The 22,309-nt window shown below is 34.6% G+C and carries 23 protein-coding genes; 12 read left to right on the forward strand and 11 right to left on the reverse strand.

The genetic code is table 11. From position 1 onward, the window contains the following. Nucleotides 1–801 precede the first annotated feature (801 nt). From ACKI44_RS09695 to glmM (ACKI44_RS09725), 7 genes are all read left to right on the forward strand, one after another. Nucleotides 802–2,055 carry an RNA-guided endonuclease InsQ/TnpB family protein gene (locus tag ACKI44_RS09695; protein ID WP_407423861.1) on the forward strand — a complete coding sequence of 418 codons (1,254 nt, stop codon included), beginning with the start codon at nucleotides 802–804 and terminating at the stop codon, nucleotides 2,053–2,055. A gap of 43 nt (nucleotides 2,056–2,098) precedes the next feature. Then, nucleotides 2,099–2,395 carry a thioredoxin family protein gene (locus ACKI44_RS09700; protein WP_407424024.1) on the forward strand — a complete coding sequence of 99 codons (297 nt, stop codon included), beginning with the start codon at nucleotides 2,099–2,101 and terminating at the stop codon, nucleotides 2,393–2,395. Then, nucleotides 2,396–2,995 carry a cytochrome c biogenesis CcdA family protein gene (locus ACKI44_RS09705; RefSeq protein WP_407423863.1) on the forward strand — a complete coding sequence of 200 codons (600 nt, stop codon included), beginning with the start codon at nucleotides 2,396–2,398 and terminating at the stop codon, nucleotides 2,993–2,995. It begins immediately after the preceding gene. Nucleotides 2,996–3,272: 277 nt separating this feature from the next. Then, nucleotides 3,273–3,854 carry a 30S ribosomal protein S3ae gene (locus ACKI44_RS09710; protein WP_407423865.1) on the forward strand — a complete coding sequence of 194 codons (582 nt, stop codon included), beginning with the start codon at nucleotides 3,273–3,275 and terminating at the stop codon, nucleotides 3,852–3,854. A 155-nt stretch (nucleotides 3,855–4,009) separates the two neighbouring features. Then, nucleotides 4,010–4,705, forward strand: coding sequence for a TIGR00297 family protein (locus ACKI44_RS09715; protein ID WP_407423867.1), 696 nt, complete (start codon nucleotides 4,010–4,012; stop codon nucleotides 4,703–4,705). 259 nt (nucleotides 4,706–4,964) lie between these two features. Continuing rightward, the gene (locus ACKI44_RS09720) at nucleotides 4,965–6,203 is read left to right on the forward strand and encodes a 2,3-bisphosphoglycerate-independent phosphoglycerate mutase (protein ID WP_407423869.1); all 1,239 of its coding nucleotides are present in this window, start codon (nucleotides 4,965–4,967) and stop codon (nucleotides 6,201–6,203) included. 9 nt (nucleotides 6,204–6,212) lie between these two features. Next, the gene (glmM, locus tag ACKI44_RS09725) at nucleotides 6,213–7,550 is read left to right on the forward strand and encodes a phosphoglucosamine mutase (protein WP_407423871.1); all 1,338 of its coding nucleotides are present in this window, start codon (nucleotides 6,213–6,215) and stop codon (nucleotides 7,548–7,550) included. Nucleotides 7,551–7,681: 131 nt separating this feature from the next. Here the strand turns inward: glmM (ACKI44_RS09725) and ACKI44_RS09730 are convergent, their stop codons facing one another. Continuing rightward, nucleotides 7,682–7,849 carry a rubredoxin gene (locus tag ACKI44_RS09730; RefSeq protein WP_295725593.1) on the reverse strand — a complete coding sequence of 56 codons (168 nt, stop codon included), beginning with the start codon at nucleotides 7,847–7,849 and terminating at the stop codon, nucleotides 7,682–7,684. Nucleotides 7,850–8,005: 156 nt separating this feature from the next. Here ACKI44_RS09730 and glmU point away from each other — a divergent pair, with 156 nt between their 5' ends. Genes glmU through ACKI44_RS09755 form a run of 5 tightly spaced genes read left to right on the forward strand, consistent with a single transcriptional unit; the run spans nucleotide 8,006 to nucleotide 12,766 of the window. After that, nucleotides 8,006–9,298 (forward strand): bifunctional sugar-1-phosphate nucleotidylyltransferase/acetyltransferase, encoded by a 1,293-nt coding sequence (glmU, locus tag ACKI44_RS09735; protein WP_407424026.1) that lies wholly within the window; start codon nucleotides 8,006–8,008, stop codon nucleotides 9,296–9,298. Between the two features lie 16 nt (nucleotides 9,299–9,314). Beyond that, entirely contained in the window at nucleotides 9,315–9,797 is a 483-nt protein-coding gene (locus ACKI44_RS09740) for a gamma carbonic anhydrase family protein (RefSeq protein WP_407423874.1), read from the forward strand. 3 nt (nucleotides 9,798–9,800) lie between these two features. Beyond that, the gene (gene hisC, locus ACKI44_RS09745; protein ID WP_407423876.1) at nucleotides 9,801–10,901 is read left to right on the forward strand and encodes a histidinol-phosphate transaminase; all 1,101 of its coding nucleotides are present in this window, start codon (nucleotides 9,801–9,803) and stop codon (nucleotides 10,899–10,901) included. Further along, a complete protein-coding gene (locus ACKI44_RS09750) occupies nucleotides 10,901–11,611 on the forward strand; it encodes an anaerobic ribonucleoside-triphosphate reductase activating protein (protein ID WP_407423878.1) in 711 nt (236 codons plus the stop codon). The genes hisC and ACKI44_RS09750 overlap by 1 nt, the downstream gene beginning before the upstream one ends. A gap of 18 nt (nucleotides 11,612–11,629) precedes the next feature. Continuing rightward, nucleotides 11,630–12,766 carry a tetratricopeptide repeat protein gene (locus ACKI44_RS09755; protein WP_407423880.1) on the forward strand — a complete coding sequence of 379 codons (1,137 nt, stop codon included), beginning with the start codon at nucleotides 11,630–11,632 and terminating at the stop codon, nucleotides 12,764–12,766. 147 nt (nucleotides 12,767–12,913) lie between these two features. Here ACKI44_RS09755 and glmM (ACKI44_RS09760) read toward each other — a convergent pair whose 3' ends face one another. The 10 genes from glmM (ACKI44_RS09760) to ACKI44_RS09805 form a co-directional block, all read right to left on the reverse strand. Continuing rightward, on the reverse strand, nucleotides 12,914–14,278 hold the full coding sequence (glmM, locus tag ACKI44_RS09760; protein ID WP_407423882.1) for a phosphoglucosamine mutase: 1,365 nt from the start codon (nucleotides 14,276–14,278) through the stop codon (nucleotides 12,914–12,916). Nucleotides 14,279–14,357: 79 nt separating this feature from the next. Next, nucleotides 14,358–14,756 (reverse strand): OB-fold nucleic acid binding domain-containing protein, encoded by a 399-nt coding sequence (locus ACKI44_RS09765; protein WP_407423884.1) that lies wholly within the window; start codon nucleotides 14,754–14,756, stop codon nucleotides 14,358–14,360. Nucleotides 14,757–14,840: 84 nt separating this feature from the next. After that, nucleotides 14,841–15,317: a hypothetical protein gene (locus ACKI44_RS09770; RefSeq protein ID WP_407423886.1), complete on the reverse strand. Its 477-nt coding sequence runs from the start codon at nucleotides 15,315–15,317 to the stop codon at nucleotides 14,841–14,843. A 9-nt stretch (nucleotides 15,318–15,326) separates the two neighbouring features. Continuing rightward, entirely contained in the window at nucleotides 15,327–16,982 is a 1,656-nt protein-coding gene (locus tag ACKI44_RS09775; RefSeq protein WP_407423888.1) for an ATP-dependent DNA ligase, read from the reverse strand. After that, nucleotides 16,982–18,256, reverse strand: a complete 1,275-nt coding sequence (thiC, locus tag ACKI44_RS09780) for a phosphomethylpyrimidine synthase (RefSeq protein ID WP_407423890.1) — start codon at nucleotides 18,254–18,256, stop codon at nucleotides 16,982–16,984. The genes ACKI44_RS09775 and thiC overlap by 1 nt, the downstream gene beginning before the upstream one ends. A 168-nt stretch (nucleotides 18,257–18,424) precedes the next feature. Then, nucleotides 18,425–19,291, reverse strand: a complete 867-nt coding sequence (locus ACKI44_RS09785; protein ID WP_407423892.1) for an SDH family Clp fold serine proteinase — start codon at nucleotides 19,289–19,291, stop codon at nucleotides 18,425–18,427. 47 nt (nucleotides 19,292–19,338) lie between these two features. Then, entirely contained in the window at nucleotides 19,339–19,482 is a 144-nt protein-coding gene (locus ACKI44_RS09790; protein ID WP_407423894.1) for a hypothetical protein, read from the reverse strand. 70 nt (nucleotides 19,483–19,552) lie between these two features. Continuing rightward, on the reverse strand, nucleotides 19,553–20,440 hold the full coding sequence (locus ACKI44_RS09795) for a DMT family transporter (RefSeq protein ID WP_407423896.1): 888 nt from the start codon (nucleotides 20,438–20,440) through the stop codon (nucleotides 19,553–19,555). Nucleotides 20,441–20,488: 48 nt separating this feature from the next. Further along, the gene (locus ACKI44_RS09800; protein ID WP_407423898.1) at nucleotides 20,489–21,337 is read right to left on the reverse strand and encodes a methanogenesis marker 8 protein; all 849 of its coding nucleotides are present in this window, start codon (nucleotides 21,335–21,337) and stop codon (nucleotides 20,489–20,491) included. 37 nt (nucleotides 21,338–21,374) lie between these two features. Further along, entirely contained in the window at nucleotides 21,375–22,256 is an 882-nt protein-coding gene (locus tag ACKI44_RS09805) for a DMT family transporter (protein ID WP_407423900.1), read from the reverse strand. Nucleotides 22,257–22,309: the final 53 nt, after the last annotated feature.

Genomic DNA, 22,309 nt, shown 5'->3' on the forward strand with positions numbered 1-22,309 from the left:
GCCACACACAAAGGTGTGGTATCCATTATAGTTATTATTCCCATTTCCTATTGTCTTTCGACTGTTAATGGCTTTTGCTTTCTCTGATATCCTCTACCTCCTAAGGAATTAGGTTTCATTCACAATCCACTTACTCACAAACTATTGTGAGACCTCGTGAGGCTTACCAAGTTGATCTACTTCAGAAACGAATGAATTAAGGTCCAATCTATACTCCGGCAAATTACTGTAAGGTTATGACTAAACAATCACCTAATCAATTGATTGTTCCTATGAATTCGCAACAATAGTTAGTTAAATTAAATTTAACGATGCATTCTACCTATTGGCTTGACTTACGAAGCTTACAATTGTTCACTTACGTTAACCTTTTTCACTCTTTCCCTAGCACATAAATACAATGAATGCTTTATACTTATTTATGCATAATATCATGCAACCCCATAATCAATCACTTAATTATGAGTTTCAATGGGGAAAATCCCGTCATAACTGGGATTGAAATTAAATTTCACTGATTCTAAATGGGAAATAGACCCTAGCTTGTCGCACGATTAGTCGTCAAATGCTCTCGGATAAAGTCTTTATATATGGGAGTATTATAAATATGGTTGTGGAAGAAAAACATAGTATTTGATTGATTTAGTTTAAATTGTTAAATGATTTTATCTTTTATAACTTTTAGGAGTTAAAATTAATGGTCATTTTTTTATTTATCCAATATTTTATGTTTTTTTTCTAAAGAAATGGATGGTAATATTTGATATTAATATAATTTAGTTGTGGATTGGTTTTGGGGTTATGTGTGAAGAATTTTTTATTTTGACGGATAAATGTGAATTTGTTCCTGATGAGGAATTAAAGAAAGTATTGGAGTTTAATATGCGTGCTAGTGCTTATGTTTATAACAAAGCATTGGAATTTAGTATCTATCGCAGTAATTTAGTTAATGAATTTGGAATAGGCTCTAAATTTAAAGTAAATCGTAGTTATACTCAGGGTATAGTTAAATCTCTAAAAAAACAAAAGCCTTTCCTCGAAAAAGCAGAATCAACATGTATTCAAGCATCAACAGACAGACTAATAAAAGCCTATGAAGGATACTACAACAATAGAACAAGATTTCCCAAGTTCAAATCATATAAAAGAAATCCAGTAACATCCATCACACTACGAAACAACGACTACAAAACAAAAGATGGCATCAAAGGCTCCCTAAGATGGGAAGAAGATAAATTCCGCATAAACAAACTTGGATTAATCGAAGTCAAACATAAAAGAGACATAGATGGAAAAATCAAAGAAGCAACTATTAAAAAAGAAAACGGACGTTGGTACGTTTGCATAGCATACCAACTAGAAAAAATAAATCCTCGAGAAGAATTTCCATACGGATACTACCTAGGAATAGACCTTGGAATAACAGACTTCCTAACATTCTCCACCGGTCGAGTGATAGCCAAACCCGACCTCAAAAGAATCAACGGAAGAATACAATACTACCAACAAAAATTAGCACGACAAAAACAAGGTGGATCCAACTGGAAAAAAACTCTCAAAAAACTCCACAAATGGATAAACAAAAAAAATAATGTAGTAAATGATTACTACCATAAAGTATCCTACAACATAGTCAGACACCATCGATTCATCGCAATGGAAAAGCTCAACATTCGAGGAATGATTAAAAGCAACCTAAGCAGAAGCATACACGAAATCGGATGGGGAAAACTAGTCGAAATGATAAAATACAAAGCAAAATGGTACAACAGACAATTCGTACAAATCGACAGATGGTTCCCATCAAGTAAAAAATGCTGGGCATGTGGCGAAATAAATGATGACTTAGAACGTGGAGAAAGAGAATGGGAATGCCCACATTGTCATGCTCCTTTATTAAGGGATTTGAATGCAGCATTAAATATTTTAGACGAAGGTCTACGCGCCGTTGGTTCACCGGTGCCAAGCTTAGTAGATTTCGTACATATGTTTCCACAAAAATACTTAGAAATATTTCTAAGTAATTGTGAAGTAAATATTATATGTACGGCCTAAGAATCTCCGGCTTCTACAAAGCCGGAGAGGTTCAAACAAGGCAATCAGTGACGCACAATCACAAAACAAAAGCATTATTCTGATTTTTGATCAGGATGGCTGTTATTATTGCGATTTGCTTAAGGAAAATACCTTATCAAACAAAGAATTAATATCCAAACTGAAGGGCGGTTACATAACTGTTATCGTTGATATTAATAAAAATCCGCAGCTTGCAGCAAAGTATCAGGTCTTTGGAACACCGACCATGATATTTTTGGATTCAAATCAAAAACAGATTGGTAAAATCGACGGTTATGTTGAGGCAAATGAATTTTTAAACTACATTAAGGGGATGTAAATGGATTTATTTCCTCTAATTTCTTTTTTTACTGGTGTTATTTCAATATTGTCACCATGCATACTTCCAATATTGCCAATATTTGTAGGATTCAGTTTAAATTCCAAAACGAAAACTGAAATTGTATCTTTTATCTGTGGTTTGTTTTCAATTTTCACGGTAATCATTTTCCTGACTGCATTTTTTACAGCCGCAGTCTATCAGTATATCAGTTATATCAGAATTTTCTCATCATTTCTGCTTCTGATTATCGGAATTTTGATTCTGGCAAATTATTCCTTTAATTTCAATGTAAAACCTATTAATCATGAGGGAATCATCGGTTCATTTTCACTGGGCTTTTTAACGTCAGTTGCTTGGGTTCCATGTTACAGTGCCTATCTGATATCATTGATTTCTCTTCTTGTAACTTCCGCTGATCCGTTATTTGCTGCTTTTAATATTGTATTATACTGTTTGGGATTCGGTTTGACGCTTCTGGCTTTAAGTTTCATTATATCCAAAATCAATCTGGAATCCTTTGTTAAAAAAACAAGTTTCATCCCGAAAATTTTTGCGGTGCTGATTATTGTCAGTGCAATTTACATGTTATTTTTCTAACAATATTTATATACTATGAATAAAATATGTAATAATAACCTTTATGGGCGGGTTTTAATTAAATAAAACTAAATTACAAATTATTCCTTAAATAACGTGAGAAGAACTCACAATAGTCAAATAAGAGATTATAGAACTATAATCTGTTATAATTTCATTTTATAGATTATTTTATGTAAGATTAATGAAATACTCTATTTGAGGACTATTTTTCAAAATTAAATAGCTATTCGCTAAATTATTAAAAATATTTTAAAATTAAAAAACGGTTGATATAATGGCAAAAGCAAAATCAAGACGTAGAGTACGTGACACTTGGAAAGAAAAATCATGGTATACAATTAAAACACCATTAATGTTTGAAGAAAAAGAAATTGGAGAAACTCCAGCTAAAGATGCAGATCTTTTAATAGGAAGAGGCGTAGAAGTTACAATGAGAGAATTAACCGGTGACTTCTCAAAACAATACATTAAACTCAGATTTGAAATTGAAAGTGTAGCTGGTGATGTTGCATCCACCAAATTTACTGGTCACAAAACCACTACTGATTACGTAAGAAGTATGATTAGAAGAGGGACATCCAGAATCGATGCTTCCACTATTGTAAAAACTAAAGATGACCGCAGAATCAAACTTCATGTATTAGCAGTAACAATCAGAAGAGCAAAATCTTCCCAACAAAAATACATGAGACAAGTCATTGAAGATTTACTCAAAGAAACTGCAGCAGAAAGAACTTACGAAGAATTAGTTAAATCTTCTGTAAATGGTAAATTAGCATCTGAAATTTACCACACTGCTAAAAAAATCTACCCACTTAAAAGAGTGGAAATCATCAAAAGTAAAGTAATCAACTAAGATTACTTTTACAATTTCTTTTTTTTAATTAAAATTAACTTTAGCCGATAATTTTCGATTTTTTTTACAAATACCTCAACAATTACTTTTTTATACTTTTGTAAAAATTTTTATACTGTGGTGTATAAATATAATGTTTAATAGTTAGTGGTATTATGGTTGAAACGGCAATGATTAATTGGGGTTATGTAATCGCTTTGTTTATTTTAGGCATCATTACATACAAAAGAAAATCTCTTGATTTATTGGGCTCATTAACAATGGTGTTAATGGGTATTGTAATCATATTTTCAGCCGGCGCCAACTGGCTTCTTCTTTTAGTGATATTCCTTGTTTTATCATTGCTTGCAACAAAATACTCCAAAGAATATAAGCACTCTTTAGGTGAGTATGAAGGAAGAAGATCTTCTAAAAATGTTATTTCAAATGGTATTGTCGCATTCATGATGGCTGCTTTTGGAGGATATTACTTGCCATTTGTCGGAGGGTTTATCGGAGCTATTGCAACGGCAACTGCAGACACATTGGCTTCCGAAATAGGTATTTTACAGCAGCCAAGATTAATCACCACTTTTCAAAAGGTAGATCCAGGAACTGATGGTGCAGTATCTGTACTTGGTACAGCTGTTGGAATGATTGGGGCATTGATTATCGGATTATCTGCATATCTCTTAGGTATTGTTGCAAATCCCCTATCCGCTATTGTAGTGTCTGTAATATCCGGTACTGTAGGATGCTTTATGGATAGTTTTTTAGGTGCAACTTTTGAAAGGGCAAACATGCTAACAAATGAGCATGTTAATTTAATTGCAACGATTACCGGTGCAATTGTTGGGATAATTCTTATTTAATTACTGTTTTTTACAAAAACCTTATTTTTACAGATTCATTGAAAGAAAATATCTTATATTTTAAAATATCTTAATTATTGTCCATTGATAAATCAAAGGCCATTGAGGAAAGTAAAACTGCAATAATCCTAACTTCGAACGATACTTAAATAGATTTTCCAGATAAGGCCGTTTACCTAGATTAATTTTCTAAAGAATATTAAATTATATAACCATTGAAAAATAGAATTATTAATGTATATTTATTAAAGGTGATAATGTGAAGGGAATTGTATTAATTATGGATGGTATGGGTGACCGTCCTATAAAAGAACTTGACAATCAAACCCCTCTTCAAGCTGCAAATACTCCAAATATGGATAAAATGGCTTGTGAGGGAATTACTGGTATTATGGATTCAATTGCTCCGGGTATTATTCCGGGCAGTGACACAGCACATTTGTCCATTTTAGGATATAATCCATATGAAGTTTATACTGGAAGGGGACCATTTGAAGCGAATGGTGTTGGTGTAGACGTGCTTCCGGGTGACATTGCATTCAGATGCAATTTTTCAACTGCAGATGATGATTTAATAGTCACAGACAGACGTGCCGGAAGAATTAAGGAAGGAACCAAAGATATCGTTGACGTATTGAATACTATGGTTTTAGAGGATTATCCAGATATTAAAATTATTTTCAAAGAATCCACCGGCCACAGGGCAGTTTTAGTTTTAAGAGGCGAAGGCTTATCTGATAAAGTAAGTGATGCAGACCCTAAAGTGGAAGGAAATAAACCTAAAGAAGTTAAAGCTTTGGATGACTCCGCTGAAGCTCAAAAAACTGCAGATATCTTAAACCAATTAGTCAAAAAATCTTATGAAATGGTTAAAGACCATCCTGTTAATTTAAAAAGAATCGAAGAAGGTGAACCTCCAGCAAATATCATCATCCCTCGTGGTGCAGGAGAAGTTCCTGTTGTCGAATCTTTAAATGATAAATACGAAGTCAACTCTGCCTGTATTGCAGAAACCGGTCTTATCATGGGAATAGGAAGATTTGCAGGAATGGACATCATTGAAATGGAAGATGTAACTGGTGGAATTGATACCAATTTATACAATATTCGTGATACAATCATTGATCAGGTTAAAAACTCAGACCATGACTTTTTCTTAATAAATATCGATGGTGCAGATGAAGCAGGCCATGACGGCCAAATCAAGGAGAAAAAAGAATTCATCGAACAGGTGGATGAAATTGTCATGAGTGAGTTAATAAAACTTGAAGACGTTTATATTTTCTTAACAGCAGATCATTCAACTCCAATATCTGTTTTAAACCACTCAGGAGATCCAGTTCCTGTAATAATCAGAGGTCCTGAAGTAAGAGTTGATGACGTATGCGAATTCTCAGAAGTTGCATGTGCAAAAGGCGGACTTAACAGAATCCGTGGAAGCGATGTAATGAACATCATGATGGATTTAATGAACTATGCACACAAATTTGGGGCTTAGGTGAGTTAAATGGCATCAGGAAAGCTATTTGGAACATCCGGAATTAGAGGTAAAATAGGCTCTGAAGTAACATGTGAACTTGCTTTAAATGTAGGTAAATCCCTTGCGACTTATCTCGGTAATTCAGGTAAGGTTGTAATAGGTTATGATACAAGAACAACCAATAAAATGTTGGATCAGGCTATTTGTGCAGGTTTACTTGAAAGCGGCGTAGATGTAGTTAAAATCGGAATGGTTCCAACTCCATTGGTTGGTTATGCAACCGAAAAACTTGACGGTGATGCAGGTATCATGTTGACAGCATCCCATAATCCTTCACAGTATAACGGAATCAAACTATGGAATAAAAACGGAATGGCATACACCCAAGCTCAGGAAGCAGAAATAGAAAATATTTACAATAATAAGTTATATGAATCAGTAACCTGGGATAAGGTAGGTTCAATTTCCATTAATGAGGAAATCAAAGCCCAATATATTGATGATTTGGTAAACCTCGTTGAAATTAAACCTGGCTTAAAAGTTGTCATTGACTGCGCATCAGGTGCGGGAAGCGAAATATCACCTTTAGTATTTAGAAAAGCAGGCTGTGAAGTAACAACCCTTAACTCCCAGCCGGACGGATTTTTCCCCGGAAGAAATCCCGAACCTAATGCTGAAAACCTCGGCAACTTAATGAAAACTGTTGTAGCTATTGGGGCAGACTTGGGTATTGCTCATGATGGTGATGCAGACCGTATGATAACTGTTGATGAAAACGGTAATATTTCTCCATTTGATTCCCTTTTAGCATTAATATCCAAAGAATTTGACGGAGATGTTGTAACAACAGTCGATGCGGGATTATGTATGGATGAATCAGTTAACGGTGAAGTATTCAGAACTCCTGTCGGTGACGTTAATGTGGCGGAAGTCATCATTGAAAAGAATGCTGCATTCGGTGGAGAACCTTCAGGAACCTGGCTGCACCCTGATTTCTGTATGTGTCCTGATGGAATTTTATCCGGTCTTAGAATGGCTGAATTAGTATCCAAAAAAGGAAAATTATCAGATTTGCTTGCAGAAATTCCATCTTATCCAAATATCCGTGAAAAAATAACCTGTTCTAAAGAAGCAAAAATCAAAGTAATGGAAAATATGGAAGATTTGTTAAAAGCAGAATTTGATGACATTAAAGACATTAACTCTATTGACGGTGTTAGATTAACATTTAACGATGACAGTTGGGTTTTAGTAAGGCCTTCCGGAACTGAAGACTATGTCAGAATCACTTTAGAGTCCCGTGATGAAAAAAGAGCTAATGAAATTAATGAAGCCTGTAAAAAAATAATAAACGACAATATTTAGATGAATTTTATTCATCTTTAACTTTTTTTTTAAAAGAATTTTTAACTATTTTCATACATGAAAACAATTTATTTAAGTTGGGTGATGTTTGGTTTAATGCAATAATAAAAAAATAAAAGTTAGAAGAAGATTTATTCTTCTTCTGCGATAAATGCTTCTATTCCGAGAGCTGCACATTCTGGGCATACCCAGTCATCAGGCATGTCTGCAGGTGTTGCACCAGCAGGAATGTTGTATGCAGGATCTCCTTTTTCTGTATCGAATCTGTATTCACAGTGTAAACAAACATATATAGTCATTTTATTATCTCCTTATTTTTTTATTAGCATTGCCAATATAATTTTAATTGTATTGATACTTATATTTAAAATTACTTATTTGACAAAATTCTTAATAAATTAATATATTAGAAAAAACATAATATTTTACAATAATTTTTTAATTTAAATGGGGTAATAAAATTGAAAGCAATAATTTTAAGTGCTGGTGAAGGTTCAAGGATGAGGCCATTAACACTTACGAAGCCTAAAACCATGTTGCCTGTCGCTGGTAAGCCAATTATTCAATATAACATAGAAGCATTAAAAAACAATGGTATCAAGGATATTCTATTAATTGTCAGGTATAAGGAAGAAATTGTAAGGGATTACTTCGGTGATGGTTCTGAATTTGGTGTAAATATCACTTATAAAACACAAGAAGATTTCCTAGGAACAGCTAATGCTATCTCGTATGGTGAAGATTTCATTGAAGACAGTTTAATTGTTTTAAATGGGGATATTATACTTGATGATGTGATTATTCATGAAATCATTGAAAAATATGATGAGTTGAAACCTGATACATTGATGGTTTTAACTGAAGTAGAAGATCCTTCCGCTTTTGGTGTTGTTGAAATAGAAGACGGAAACATCAAAAGCATTGTTGAAAAACCTAAAAGAGAAGATGCACCAAGTAATTTGGTTAATACTGGTATTTATGTCTTCAATAAAGATATTTTTGGAAAAATCGAAAAGACAGAAATCTCTGAAAGAGGAGAATATGAAATTACCGATTCTGTATCCATGCAGATTGATGAAGGCAAAAAGGTCATAGGTCATAAAACAGACAAGGATTGGATTGATGTTGGAAGACCATGGGAGCTTATTGAAGTTAATGAAGAATTGATCGGTAATTTAAAGACTAAAATTAAAGGTAAAGTTGAAAATGGGGCACATCTTCATGGTGAAGTTCATTTGGGTGAAGGAAGTGTCATTAAAGCAGGAGTTTACATCGAAGGTAATGTTTACATTGGTAAAAACTGTGATGTAGGCCCTAACTGTTATATTCGCGGTAACACTTACCTTGGTGATAATGTCCATGTAGGTAATGCAGTTGAAATTAAAAACTCAATTATCATGGAAAATACCAATGTAAGTCATTTAAGTTATGTTGGAGACTCTGTAATCGGTTCTAACTGTAACGTTGCAGCAGGAACTAACATTGCTAATTTACGTTTTGATAATGCAAACATTAAAACCAAAATCAAAGATTCAATGGAGGACAGTGGAAGACGTAAGCTTGGAGCTATTATTGGAGACTCTGTAAAAACAGGAATCAATTCCAGTTTCTCTCCTGGTGTAAAAGTCGGTTCCAACTCCACAATCGGTTCTAATGTTTTACTGTACGAAGATTTACCTTCAGATACAAGAGTATTATTAAAACAAAATCATATTATTCAAGACAAGAATAAAGACGACAAAAATTAAAAAAACTAGTGATATTATGGAAAATAAAAAAGACTCTATTGTAATATGCCCTGGTGCTCAAGTAATTGGTGATGTTGAACTCGGTGAAAATGTTTCTATTTGGCATGGTGCTGTTATAAGAGGTGATACAGCTCCAATTAAAATAGGAAATAATTCCAATGTCCAGGATAATTGTGTAGTCCACTGTTCCAAGGACTTTCCGGTGGAAATCAAGGATAATGTATCTGTCGGTCACGGAGCAGTTATTCACGGATGCACTTTAGAAGACAACGTGTTAATAGGAATGAATGCAACAGTTTTAAACGGCGCTAAAATAGGTAAAAACTCAATCGTTGGAGCCGGTGCTGTTGTAAGTGAAGGAAAGGAATTTCCAGAAAACAGTTTGATTTTAGGTGTTCCGGCCAAATTGATTAAAGAAACAACTCCAGAACAGATTCAACATATCCAAGATAATGCGGATAACTATGTAAAACTTTCCAAACAGTATAAGGAAGATTAAACCATGAAACCAAGACAAATTGTTAGTGATATGGACTCATATGTTCCCGGAAGATCACAGGATGAAATAGCTGCTGAATTCGGATTAAAAAAGGAAGATATTATTAAATTGGGATCAAATGAAAACCCGTGGGGTCCGTCTCCAAAAGCCATTGAAGCTATTGCGGAGGAATCCCTTTCCATTAACAGGTATCCCGAATCCCAGCTTAAGGAAGTTGTTCATCTTGCGGCAGAATACTCCGGCGTTAAAGATTCTCAGGTAATAATTGGCGGGGATGGTGCTGATGAAATCATTGATGTATTGGCAAAAACCTTCATTGAACCTGGTGATGAGTTTATCGTACCTTTGCCGTCCTACATGTATTATGAATATCTTTTAAAGCAATATGGGGCCAAACCTGTTTATGCCAGATGGGATTTGGATAAGAATGCTTTGGATGTAGGCTCAATTTATGATAAGATTACTCCTAAAACCAAAATGATGTTTCTATGCAGTCCTAATAATCCTACCGGAACTTTAATCGATAGAAATGATTTGATAAAAATAGCCGGTGAAAATCCTGATATCTTAATTGTCATTGATGAGGCTTATTTTGAATATTCAGAAGTCACCAATAAAGACTTAATCGATGAATATGGCAATATTTTCATAATCAGAACAATGTCCAAGGTATTGGGCCTTGCCGGAATGAGAATAGGTTACGGTCTTTCCTGTGAAGAAATAATCGAATATATGCACAGAATCAAACCCGTATTTTCCCTAACAAGATTGTCTTATGTTGCAGCGGTCAATACCTTTAAGGATAAGGATTATATTGAAAGATCCATTAAGGATGGAATTGAAAGCAGGGATTATTTAATCGATGAACTGTCTAAAATAGATTCTTTAAATGTATTTCCATCCAAATCCAATTTTATTTTAATTGGCGTTAAGGATACCGGTTATACTGCAGCAGAAATCACTCGTGAATTCATGAAACGAGGCATAATCGTACGTGACTGCACTTCATTTAAGGGTTTGGATGAATATTGGATAAGGATTAGTATCTGTACTATGGAAGAAAATAAAAGATTCATTGAAATCGTTCATGAGGTAGTAGACTAATGTATGTTGGCGGTACTTTAATATCTTCAGTTGAATTCCATGGAAATATGTCTTTGGTTATTTTCATGTCCAAATGCCCTCTTGCCTGCAGATATTGTCACAATGTCGAGCTATTGGAGGACAATACTCAAAAGACTTTTGAAGAAATAAAAGCGGAAATAGATAATTCAGCTGATTTCATTGATGCGGTTGTCATATCTGGCGGTGAACCATTGATGCAACTGGATGCATTAATCGAATTATTTACTTACATTAAAAGTATAGGCCTTAAAACAAAGCTTGATACAAGCGGAATTTATCCCGAAAAAATTGAAAGATTATTGGAATTGGAATTATTGGATTTCGTTTCACTGGATATTAAAGCGCCTTTTGAAAAATACAGAAAAGTCACGGGCTCAAATGTAGGTTATCAAGTTAAAAAATCAATGAAACTTTTAAATGCCGATAAAAACGTTCGCCTGGAAGTCAGAACCACTTATGTTCCTACTTTACACACTAAAAAAGATATTCACAATCTTGTCCTTGATGTTGAAGGAGATATTTACACCATTCAGCAGTTCAGAAATAAAAACGTTTTAGATCCTGCTTTGGAAAAAGTGGAGGTTCCTAATCCTCACGATTTAGCAAAATTGGCTCGAGACATTAAGCCATTGTTTGATGGAATCGTTAAAGTAAAAAGTGCAGAATTTGGTGAACAGATAATCGAATAAATTAATGGGAGGTCCAAAATGCCGATTTTATCATTTTCCAGTAATGATATTGATGTAATTACAGGTAAAAAAAGAAGAACTATCAGAAAACTTTGGAAAACTCCTCTTAAAAAAGGTGACAGATTATACTGTTACTGGAATCTTGTTTCAAAAGAAAAAATGAAGATTTTTGAAGCCATTGTCACCGATGTTGAAGACATTGCTTTTGAAGAAATTATTGGCAATGATGAAATAGCACGTGAAGAAGGTTTTAAAGATTCAAAGGATATGTTAAGGGAATTTAAAAAAATGTATGGTGGTCGAGTCGATGCCTCCGATAAGTTTCAGGTAATTTATTTTGAAAAGTTGGATATTGATGACTGGAAAGGAGATAAAATCGACGAAAAATCAATGATTACCAAACGTGCAGATATTCTTTTTGACAGCGGTAAATTTGACAAGTCAACAATGTGTTATGATGCGGCTTTAAGAATCGATCCCAATGACGTTTACCTTTTAAATAAACAGGGAGATAACCTTTCAAGGCTCGGCAAGTTTGATGATGCCATTGAATGTTACGATAAGGCTTTGGAAATTGAACCTGATAATGTTTATATCCTAAATAACAAGGCTATCGCCCTTTTAAATGCAGGAGATTTGGATGGCGCTTATAAATCAAGCACTATTGCTTACAATTATTCTCCAAGCAGCCCTATTGTACTGTACTGGAGAGGCTTTATTTTGGAGGTTTTAGGTGAATATGATAAGGCTTTAAGGGTTTACGATAAGCTTATTGTCATTGACAGTGAAAATCCTGAAGTATGGAATGCCAGAGGAAACCTTTTATCTGATATGGGCCGTTTGGAAGAGGCCATTGAATCCTTCGACAGGGCTGTGGAAGTCTGTCTTGATGACTCTGAAATGGATGCCGATGCTATCAACAGGATGGGTAATGCCTATATTGATTTGGGTAAGTATGATGAGGCATTGGAATGTTTTAATACGGCAATTTCTTTAGAAAAATATAATATTGACTTTTTATTAAATAAGGGTGTTGTATTAATGGAACTGGGTAAGTTTGAAGAAGCAGTTGACAGTTTCAATAAGGTGCTCCTTAGAAATCCCGACAATGAAGATGCATTTTTCCTGAAAGAAGAATGTTTGGATAACTTTTAATGTAGATGCCACCATAATTTTTATAATTTCTATAATCTAAAATTATTTATTTTAAAAAAAGAGTTAATTATTTTAATAGTTTCATCGTAAAACTATATTTTAATTTATCAAAAAAGTAAAATTATTGAAGTAAAAGTTACTCCAATTTTAGCCTTTGTATTTTTTAATTAAACCGAGACCCCATTCAGTCATTTCATCAGCTTTTTCCTGTGAGTCACTTTCAGCAAAGCATCTGAAAATAGGTTCTGTACCTGAAGGTCTGATAATAACCCAACCATCTTCTTTTAAGATTTTAACACCGTCAGTTAAATCCAATTTGAAATCTGTTGTGGTTTTAATCTCTTCAGCTATGTTGTCCATGACATCCTGTTTTAAATCGTCAGGACATTCGATTTTGGTTTTGCTTGCATAATAAACCGGAAGTTCAGCAACTAGCTCGGATAATGATTTTTTCTCCAAAGCCAAGGTTTCCAGGATTTTGGCTACAGTCATTACTGCATCTCTTCCATAAACAAAGTCTGGGAAAATCAAACCGCCGTTTTCTTCTCCACCGAATAATCCGTCTTTTTCATGTAATTCACGAGCAACAAGTAAATCTCCAACTGCAGTAGCTATTACTTCACCATTGTATTCATCAGCAATATCATAAATTGCCTGGGAGGTTGCGACGGTAGTTACAATGATTCCTCCGCCGTTTTCTTTAAGCATCTGTTTTTCAACAAGTGTGAAGGTTTTGTCTCCTAAAACGAAGTTTCCTTTCTCATCAATACAGATTGTCCTGTCAGCATCTCCGTCGTGAGCAAGACCGATATCTGCTCCCAATTCCTTTACAACACTTATTAATTCCTGAAGGTTTTCTTCAATAGGTTCAGGGTCACGTCCAGGAAATGCTCCATCTGCTTGACAGTTGAGGGTTGTTACGTCACAGCCTAATTTACGAATTAGGTATGGTGCGGTATAAGCTCCGGCACCGGATCCGCAGTCAACTACCACTTTCAAGTTTGCTTCTCTAATTGCTTCAGCATCAACTTTTGAGATTGCTTCATCAATATATTCATCAATTATTTTATCGTTATGGTAAATTTGACCGATTTCAAACCATTCTGCTCTTTTCGGTTCACTGTCAAAGTATAACTCTTCAATAGCCAAATCCATTTCATCAGGAATGCCGATACCATATTCATCTAAAAATTTAATACCATTGTATTTTGGAGGATTGTGTGAAGCAGTAATCATCACTCCGCCGTCATAATATTTACGAACAGCATATTGCACACCTGGGGTCGGTAGGATTCCTAAATCCACAACGTCACAGCCGGATGATAAAAGTCCGGCCTTTACGGCTTCCATTAACATTGGGCTGGTTGTTCTTGTATCTCCACCGACTGCAACAGTACCTTGGATTTGAGTTCCGTAACATGCTGCGAGCCTTGATGCAAATTCAGGAGTCATAACATCATTTGCAGTTCTTCTAACTCCGAAAGTTCCGAATAATCTTTTTTTCTCTGACATATTAATAAATTCCTATAAGCTTTATTATAGTACTTTTTGATTTCAATTAATAAATAACTATTCATTAATAAGTATAATTTTAACTTATTATTTTCAGGCTGTCCCCACTCGAGAGAACGATTTCCATTTCATTATTGTACTCGGTAATCTTTCCGACAACATTAACCTTTTTATCTTTAAAATCTTCAATTTCCAGCTTATTCGATTGCATCTGGGCGATTTGGCTTTCAAAAATAATCAATGGAATCTGGCCGGTCCCGTCATTAATCGTTAAAAAATAACTGCTGCCGCTTTTGGAGGATTTCACATCACTGACAACACAGTTAATGCTTACTTCTTCATCAATCATTGCACGGGTTATATCCTTTATTTTAACTTCTTTAACTTCAATTGATGGAGTAAAGAGTATTAATCCAATCAATCCAATTAAAGAGGTTACTAAAGCTATTCTTAATAATTTGTCATCTGTAATATCCATGCTTTTGGATTTGACTTTATGCTTAATAAATGGGATAGTATTTAATCGAGTTAAATTGTTCCAACTCGGTTATATTGTCTGGGTTTAGAATCTTCTGTTGCGCCAGTTATCCAGTTTTCTTTTCTTTTCCTGTTCTGTGTCGATAAAACTGTACTGGCCTTCATCGCCGTAGTTTGAAAAGTGAAACATCTTGCTGAAATATCCGCATGAATCGTCAGGGTCGGTATTTGCGCCGCTTTTTTGACATATCATTCCATAAGCAGATCCTAAACGGTGTGTTTGCCAGTAGGTACAGTTTTCACATATATTGTCTCCGGGATCTTCTTCGAAAAAGTCATTATCTTCTTCAAATGAATCATCGTCTTCATCATCTTCAGAGTCTATGCCATAATAATCCTCATAGCCGTCATGAAGCATGTATCCGCATACACTGCAGGTTACGTCGTCATCAACTGCTGAACCACAATCTGGACATTCAACAGCATCCTTTGAACATCCGCAGTATGGGCAGTCGTCATTAAAATCCTCATCATACTCTTCACCGCATTGCAGACATTCCATCCTATCACCTCACTGTGCATCATACATTGAAAGTAATCTTTCAACAGTATCCACGTCTTTTGGTCCCTTATCCTTTCTGATGTTTTTGACAACCGGAAATCTTATTGAATAACCTGTTTCATATTCCGGGGATTCTACAATTTCGGAAAATGCAATTTCTAAAACGATTTTAGGTTCAACAATAATTTCGCGGCCTTTTGTTGTAATTTCAATTTCTTTCATTTTCTTGGTTAGGTATTCCAAAGTAGCATCATCAAGACCTGTTGCAGCATAGGCCACGGTTTTAAATTCGTCATTTTCATCTCTGAGTGCTACAAGATAAGACCCGACGAAATCTCCTCTTTTACCGATACCGTATGTTCCGCCGACAACAATCATGTCTAAGGTTTCAGGTTCTGCTTTATATTTGAGCATTTTTTTACCTCTAATTCCAGGAATATATGGCTCTGAAGCATCCTTAATCATGATTCCTTCGTGATGTGCCGCAATGGATGAGTTAAAGAGTTCTTCAATTTCATCAATGTTGTCTGGCGTTCCGACAATCATCGTACTTAAATTCATTTCATCAACGCTGGTGTCCACAATAGCTTCTAAGGTATTTCTCCTGTCCATCAACGGTTCGTCAATCATAGGTTCTTTATAATATAAGACATCAAATAAGTATAATTTTAAAGGAACGTTTTCCATTGCCTCTTCAACATTGTATTTACGTCTTACTCTATGCAAAATGTTTTGGAAAGGCAGCGGCTTACCGTCACGGGTAGCAATCACTTCGCCTTCAACGATATAGTCCTCATGAGGCAGGTATTCATTAAACAAATCAACGATTTCCGGAAGTGCATTGGTGATATTTTCCAGTCTGCGCGTGAAAATGTTTATTTCATCGCCGTTTCTGTGAACCTGCAGTCTGATACCGTCATATTTGGTCTCACAAATTGCAGTTCCCATTTCCGGAATGATTTCGGCCACTGGTGGTGAAAGCTGTGCAAGCATTGGTTTAACTGGAGTTCCCGGAGTCAAATTAAGTTTGGATAAACCTTCTCCACCTTCCAGAAATGCTGTGGTTGCAACAACGGAAAAGTCATTGGTCAGCATCTGTGCCCGCTCAACAATTGCCTTATCAATGTCAAAGGCCTGTGCTATTGCGTCTCGAACAATACCGTCTCCAACACCAATTCTAAGTTCTTCTGTGATGGTACGGGTTAAATATTTGGCTTCTGTAGCTGAAGCCTGTGATAATAATTCCAATATGATTGCGATTTTACGATTAGTAGAACGTGATCCGCTTATTTTTGATAATTTCTGAAGGCTATTAAAGACAAAGTTAATAGTCAGGGGCTGGGAGAAAAATGTCATTTGGGACTTTTTTGCATATAGTTTAACGCATGCAAGACCGATATCTCCTTCATCACGAACTGCATCTTCAACTTTGGCCTGTGTAGTTCCTACGGCTTCTGCAACAGCTCTTTCAACTAATTTGGCTCCAATACCAATTTCTTCTGAGCTCCATGCCGGAAAGACTCCTCCACGAAGTAATAGTCCCACTTTACCTATTGTATCAGCATCTAATTTTTTTAGATACTCTGCAATAATGTCTGTTTTTTCTAAACGTTTTGTTGTAGCTTCCAAAGCTGAATATACATCTACTAATTCTTGATATTTCATCAGAAATCGCCTTTTGCTATTTTTACTGCACAATATTCTCCGCACATTGCACACATTTCATCATCGTCAAGTTCACATTTGTCACGGTATGTTCTTGGTTTTGACTTATCGAATGCAAGGTCAAACTGGGCATCCCAATCAAATTCCTTTCTTGCTTTTGCCATTTGTCGCTCTTTAATCCATGATTGTGGAAGTCCACGTGCAACATCAGCGGCTTCAGCAGCTATTTTGGATGCAATGACTCCTTCCTTAACGTCTTCAAGGGAAGGAAGTGACAAGTGCTCTGCAGGCGTTACATAACATAAAAAGTTAGCTCCGCTGCTCGCAGCTATTGCTCCACCTATTGCGGAGGTAATGTGGTCATAGCCAGGTGCCAAATCAGTAACGAGAGGTCCCAATACATAAAATGGTGCTCCATGACATATTGTTTTTTGGATTTCCATATTGGATTTAATCTGATTTAAAGGCATGTGTCCAGGTCCTTCTACCATGACCTGTACATCTGCATCCTGTGCTCTTTTAACAAGGCCGCCAAGGTTAACTAATTCTTGAATTTGGGGAATATCACTTGCATCAGCCAAACAGCCTGGCCTTAAACCGTCACCTAAAGATAATGTAATGTCGTATTCATAGGATAACTCTAAAAGATAGTCGTAATTTTCGTATAAAGGGTTTTCCAGTTCATTATGCTTAATCCATGAGGCCATGAATGTACCTCCACGACTTACAATTCCCATCATACGTTTTTGTTTTTCCAGTTTGGAAACTAAATCTTTTGTAATTCCGCAGTGAAGTGTCATAAAGTCAACACCTTCACGTGCCTGATTTTCAATAGCTTTAAAAATATCATCAGGGTCCATATCAACTATTTCTTTTCCTTTAGCCAGGGTAACAACTCCTGCTTCATAAATCGGTACAGTTCCTATGATAACGTCCACTGCATCCATTATTTTTTTTCTAAATAGTTTTAAGTCAGAACCTGTTGACAAGTCCATTATGGCATCTGCACCATATTCAACAGCCAATTTTGCCTTGTTGATTTCCAAATCCAAATCATCAATTTTGCTGGATGATCCGATATTTGCATTGATTTTGGTTGAAAGTTCCTCACCGATACCACATGCTCTGGCATGGCTATTGATGTTTTTGGGAATAACAACTTTCCCATCAGCTATTAATCTTGCTAGCTTGTCAACTTCAATATTTTCATTTTTTGCAACATCTTTCATTTCCTGTGTGATATTGCCTTTTACTGCTTCGCTTTTTTGAGTCAAAATATTCCCTCATTTAAATTAACTTTGATAAAATAATTATGTTTATTAAAGTATTTAATTATATAATTTAAATTTTTTTACTCTATATTCTGGGAGTTATTTTTGATGTTGATTAATTAAACAGGGATATTCTTTAATTAACAAAGTATGTAAAGATGAGAATAATTATTAACTGTACATATAATTCAGGGGTGATTTTTGATTACAAAAAATTTTGTAGACATTCATTCGTTCAAAAACTTCCATAGAACAGTGGTGTATTGATAATACATAATCCTGTAATTTATTGTCATTTTCTAATGCAGAAACATTTAAACCAATATCACTACATTTTTTGAGAGATAAATGTCTATTATGTGCTTTTGTGTTTTGATGAGAAGCTAATGTATTCATAATTTTTTCAATTGGTGCATCATCTTGATTGTAGAACATATTTCTTTCTAAAGATTTGTATAATATCTCTTCCGACCATTTGATTGCATGTTGGCATGAGTCTAAAAGAGTAGGACTATATTTTCCTATTATGGGTTGCCATAAGGGAATGCATGATGGGTCCTCTTTAATTTCTTTTTTAGCAGTGATAAATTCATCAATTATGGCTTGAGCAGGCACTCCTAAAATTTGTGGATCAATAGGACCTAAACTTGATTGTTTTCCCATAATTATTTCATTGCAGGAGCAAGCAATCATAGTTCCTCCAGACATTGCCAATTGGGGAATTATTGCCCTTATATTTCCATTAAACATCTGATTGATGTAATTAATAATGGACTCTGTAGCAGCAACACTACCTCCGGGGGTGTGTAATATTAAATCCAATCCTTTTTCAAAAGTTAATCCGTGGGTCATAGCCATAAATCCATTCATGTCATTATCATTAATACTAACTGGATTATCTGGTGAAACATTTAACCAACCGGAATAATATAAAATTACATTTCTGTTTGTATGCTCGGATAATAATTTCACATATTTTTTAAGATTATCTATCGGATTACTATCTATTTCTTTTTTAATTTCAATTAGTGATGGCATTATAATCACATTTTTAGTTAATTTGTTTTAAATTAAATACATCAATATTATTCAGAACTAGAATAATAATGTACATTCTTTTTAATTGGTGGAACTTCCCATACTTCAAAATTTTTGGTTTTAAGGTTTTCTTTAGGAAGTTTTAGTTTATAAAATATTTCATTAATTTCATTTCGAGTTAATTCGTTCATGAAATCACCTCTATATTTAATGTTTATAATTATGGTGATATTAAATATATATTTTTCCTAAAGTAATGCGTCAAGATTCATATTCATTTTTTGAAAGTGTTGAAATGGCTATTATTGTTATTATAATTCCAATAAATATTAATAATGTTGGAATTTCCCCATATAATATTATTCCGAATAATAATGCGGAAAGAGGTTCTGCACCTGCAGTAAATATGGCTACGCTACTTACGTCAATATAGTTCATTGATTCTACAAGTAAAACGTATGGCAGTATAAATGCCAGCAATGCATTTAAGATTAAAAATACTCCATTTGCGCCGACATCAACATTAACAAATGTTGTAATCTGGCTAAAATCAGTAAATGGAATTAACATGACGGTCATTAATATTGTTGTGTAAAATAATAATGTGTGGCTGTGTGTTCCTTCTTTAACGGATTTTTTGGATGCAACGTTATAATTCGCCCAGAAAAATGCCGTACCTATTCCTGCCAGAACTCCAATTGCGGATATGTTTAATGTATTTCTCTCCAAAAGTCCTGTTGTTAAAATACATCCTATGATAATTAGTATCATTGGAATAAGTTTTTTCTTTGTTATTTCTTCTTTAAATGCTATGTATGCAAATACAATAACAAAAACAGGCGCTAAATTTAAAAGTATTGCGGCAAGGGATAATGGGAGGGTATTTGTTGAAATTGTAAAACATAGATTAAGTGCTATAATATTGATTGAAGCGATAATCAGGAGTTTTAATTCATCCAAACTTACTCGCAATAAGTTTTTATCTGTTATCAGAATTACTATAAGCATTATAAAAATTGAGATAATGAATCTGGAAAATAATTGTGTTGCCGGATCCATTCCATTTTGGGTGAGAATTCTAATAAAAATTCCGCTTGACCCGAATAGTATTCCTGAAAGAATAGGTAAAATCAAATAGATTTTTTTCATAATTTCATGTTGTATATGCTGATTTATATTATTTTATTCATATTTTTATTAAACTAAAGGATTTGGATGATTTTCTAAATCAAGAGGATAATCATTAATTGTTAAATCTTTTCCTATCTTTTCAAGACGGTTGTCTAAAAATTTCCTGCCTTTTTCGCTTATGGCAAATATCGGAACTTTAGAACCGGAATAATAAACTTTTTCTTTTGCAGCATACTTCCTGACCTTGTCGGAAGCGCATGCTGTAATGACATCTGCATTTTTAAATGAGATTTCCACTTCATTATCGTCCGCATTTGTCGTATGTGCTACGAAAATGTAAACGTTGACATCTTCAGGTGTGGGGTATTGGCGAATATCATTTATTATTTCTGATGGAAGAATTGTAACTGCAATGTTTTTAAAACCTTTGTCTATTGCCATTTGGAGTCCTTTAATAGGATCTAATTCGGCAGTTTCAGGATTAAGCACATTTTCAACCCCGACCTTTTTAATGACTTCTGGTATTGGTGTAGTGCTTACAAGGGCTGAAACTCTCCCTCCAACTCCTTGAATTATTTCAGGATCGGTTATTAATAGTGTTCCTGTTCCTTCACAAACCCCCACAACACAGTCAATCAATCCCAGTTCGGTATTGGTTTTTAAAATCTCGGATATTCCAAAGCTTAAGACATCCGGCATTTTAACAACTCTTTGGGGAGTGCACATTCCAAACTCACGAATTCTTTTTTCCATATTCCATTTAATGAAATCTTTTGTCAGATGTTTCGTATCATCGATTTTATCAAAAATTGGACAGTAATCAACTAAAGGGTCTCCAACATATGTCACTTCTCCGTTTTCTATAACTACTTTGGTTTTACCTAATGCTTCAATAACGTGATAATCTTCAGCCATCGTTTCACCTTAATTAACTATTGTTATTTATTGTTTTTTAACTTTCACTTTTTGCAAGTATAATCAATGCAAGTATTGTAATTATTATTCCAAAAAACATTAATATTGTTGGAATTTCACTGTAAATCAACATCCCGAAGGTTAATGCGGCCAATGGTTCTGCTCCTGAAGTCAATATTGAAGCGCTACCCGAATCTACATGGTTAAGTGATACCGTAAGCAGGATATATGGCATTGCAAAGGAAAACGTTGAATGCAGAATCAGAAATGCTGTATTTGACAATATATCTGCATTGACAAATGCCGTAATCTGGTTAAAACTTGTAAATGGAATTAAAGCTATTGACAGTAGGATAATCGAATAAAATAATATTGTGTATGTGTGCATGCCGTTTTCAAGGGACTTTTTGGATGCTATGGTGTAGACTGCCCAGAAAACTGCTGCTCCGATACCTCCGATTAATCCGATTGTTGATATGTTCGATACATTATTTTCAATCAGTCCTGTTGTCAATATGCAACCGACAATAACCAGGAGTATTGACAATACTTTTGATTTTGTTATTTTTTCTCTAAAAATAATGTATGCTATTATTATTACAAAAACGGGTGCTGAACTTAAAAGCACTGCCGCTATTGACAAAGAAATCGTATTCATGGCTGTATTGTAGAATAGATTTAGGCCTACAATGCATATTGCAGTAATTATTAACAGCTTAAAATCATTTAATCTGACTTTCAATAGTTTGTTATCCGTTGCAAGAATTGCAATTAAGAGAACTGGAATTGCTATTGAAAACCTTAAAAACAGTAGTGTTGTTGCATCGATTCCGTTTTGCGTTAATGTTCTGACAAATATGCCGCTTGAACCGAATAATATTCCGGATAGGATTGGAAAAATCAGATATATTTTTTTCATTGTAATTATTTTGGCTGATGACATTTAAAAATAATATAATTTTGATAAAAAAA

The sequence above is a fragment of the Methanobrevibacter sp. genome (assembly GCF_045646205.1).
Taxonomy (GTDB): domain Archaea; phylum Methanobacteriota; class Methanobacteria; order Methanobacteriales; family Methanobacteriaceae; genus Methanocatella.